The 1,729-nt window shown below is 73.5% G+C and carries 5 protein-coding genes; 1 reads left to right on the forward strand and 4 read right to left on the reverse strand.

Annotation, left to right across the window (positions count from 1 at the left end; genetic code table 11):
• Positions 1-232 (reverse strand): hypothetical protein (locus tag VGD44_RS20910; RefSeq protein WP_331090315.1); only part of this gene is annotated, 232 nt, incomplete at its 3' end.
• 222 nt (positions 233-454) lie between these two features.
• On the opposite strand from VGD44_RS20910, the gene VGD44_RS20915 reads away from it, so the two are divergent.
• Entirely contained in the window at positions 455-727 is a 273-nt protein-coding gene (locus tag VGD44_RS20915; protein WP_331090316.1) for a hypothetical protein, read from the forward strand.
• 15 nt (positions 728-742) lie between these two features.
• Here the strand turns inward: VGD44_RS20915 and VGD44_RS20920 are convergent, their stop codons facing one another.
• From VGD44_RS20920 to VGD44_RS20930, 3 genes are all read right to left on the reverse strand, one after another.
• Positions 743-1,342, reverse strand: a complete 600-nt coding sequence (locus VGD44_RS20920; RefSeq protein ID WP_331090317.1) for a hypothetical protein — start codon at positions 1,340-1,342, stop codon at positions 743-745.
• Entirely contained in the window at positions 1,339-1,536 is a 198-nt protein-coding gene (locus VGD44_RS20925; RefSeq protein ID WP_331090318.1) for a hypothetical protein, read from the reverse strand. Before VGD44_RS20925 ends, VGD44_RS20920 begins: the two co-directional genes overlap by 4 nt.
• Positions 1,533-1,729 (reverse strand): hypothetical protein (locus VGD44_RS20930; protein ID WP_331090319.1); only part of this gene is annotated, 197 nt, incomplete at its 5' end. The genes VGD44_RS20930 and VGD44_RS20925, both read right to left, overlap by 4 nt.

Below are 1,729 nucleotides of genomic sequence, written 5' to 3' on the forward strand. Positions count from 1 at the left end.
CGGACAGCGCCGTCGTGGACTGGGAGCCGTCGGCGTTCCAGACGGCGTAGTTGCTGATGAAGCCCTGGATCGCGGGCCTCGTCCCCGTGGCCGGTCCGTACACGACGAAGCGGGTGAGGTGGACCTGGGCGAACAGGTTCAACCCCTGCTCGAACGTGGCCGTCCTGACGTACTCGATGTGCGTATGGAGGTCCGAAAACGCCGCGACACCCCAGCTCCAGATCTTCGCCATGGTCCACCCTCGTTCCCGCCGGCCCGCCTCGAGTCCGCGACTGTAGCTTACTGTGGCGGACGTCAGAGGGTGCGGTCTGAAAACGTCACGAGGCCGCTTTCGCGCGAGTTCGAACGCACCAAGGACGGCTGCCTCACCGAGGTGATCATCATGTGGCATGAGGGGAAGCGCTGAGCGTCCAACGGCTTGTCCCGAGCAAGATGTTCTGCTTTTGTTTCATCCATGCGCAGCCGCCCTCGCCGCTACCTCACCGACCGCGACGTCGCCCGCATCCAGGCGATGGCCCTGTCCGTCACGCCGAGCTTCCAACCCGATATCCTGGAAGACCTCGACGCCCCCATCCGCGTCGGCGCCTGCCTCCCCGGCGAGGAGGCCAACACCGGCGCGCAGGTCGTCATCCCCTGGCGCGGGCGGGTGATCCTGGGGTGGCGGCTCGGCGTCGCGGCTCGGGAGCGGCGGCGGCAGGCGGGGCGCTATGGCGCGTCGCAGGTCTAGGCCGGCGCCCGCAGGTCACGCCCCCGCCAGCAGGTCCAGCGCCACCTTCAGCACCGCCTCCAGCCGGCCGGCGTCGCGGTCGCCGCCCGCGGCTTCGCGGGGCGTCTTCTCCTCGCCGCAGACGAGGTCGCACGCGGCCACCAGGTCCGGCTGGCCTGACAGCCGGCGGCGGAACTCGGCCAGCCGCCGGCGCGCGGTCTCGGTGCCCTCCCCGTGCGCCAGCGTCTCCTCCAGGGACGGGGCCATGAACGGGCCCCGCACGCGCACGTCCAGCGTCGACGGGATGGCCTTGTCGAGCCTCACGCGCCGGTAGACCCAGCCGTAGCGCTCGCCCGCCGCCTTCGCCTCGGCGCCGATCTTCCCGCGGTGCTCGAGCCACTCCAGGCCGGTCATCCGCTTCAGGGGCGCGACCTTGGCCGCGCCGCGTCCGCGCGCGGGCTCCACCACCGCGGCGCCCCGCGCCCGCGAGAGCGCCACGGTCTCGGCCACGCCTTCGGCCACCGCGAGCGCCTCGGCGCGGGCTTTCGCCTGCCGCTCCAGCCGCACCAGCCGGTCGCGCGCCAGCCGCTGGGCCTTCAGCGCCGGATCCCGCGCCGTCTTCGGGCCGCCCTTCATCGCGCCAGCCCCCGGGCGACCACCGCGTCGGCCAAGCGGTAGACCGCCTCCGACGCCTCGGCCTCGCCCTCGATGACCACCAGCCCCGCGGCCGTGTGCGCCAGCAGCTCGCGCAGGAACCGGCCCCGCTCCCCCGGCTTGCGCCGGCTGAGCGCGCCCGCGACCACCGCCGCGGCCTCCTGCAGTCCGCTCATCGGCAGAGGACCGGGAAGCCGCCCGCCGCCAGCACCGCGGCCACGTGCTTCCCGTGCCGCGCGAACCGCGGCCGCACGCGCTCGCCGCCCAGTCGTGCGCGCTGAAACTGCGCCTCCAGCCTGTCCCTACGTCCGGAACTGACGTCGAGTTCTGCGCATGCTCGCGCCTGGGTCGCCCCGCCCAAGCGGAGCA

This window comes from Phenylobacterium sp., assembly GCF_036402295.1.
Lineage (GTDB): Bacteria > Pseudomonadota > Alphaproteobacteria > Caulobacterales > Caulobacteraceae > Phenylobacterium.

What these genes read in the sequence shown, in the direction of transcription:
- VGD44_RS20925 (WP_331090318.1), bottom strand. Translation starts at nt 1,536, where the DNA reads ATGAGCGGACTGCAGGAGGCCGCGGCGGTGGTCGCGGGCGCGCTCAGC.
- VGD44_RS20915 (WP_331090316.1), top strand. Translation starts at nt 455, where the DNA reads ATGCGCAGCCGCCCTCGCCGCTACCTCACCGACCGCGACGTCGCCCGC.
- VGD44_RS20920 (WP_331090317.1), bottom strand. Translation starts at nt 1,342, where the DNA reads ATGAAGGGCGGCCCGAAGACGGCGCGGGATCCGGCGCTGAAGGCCCAG.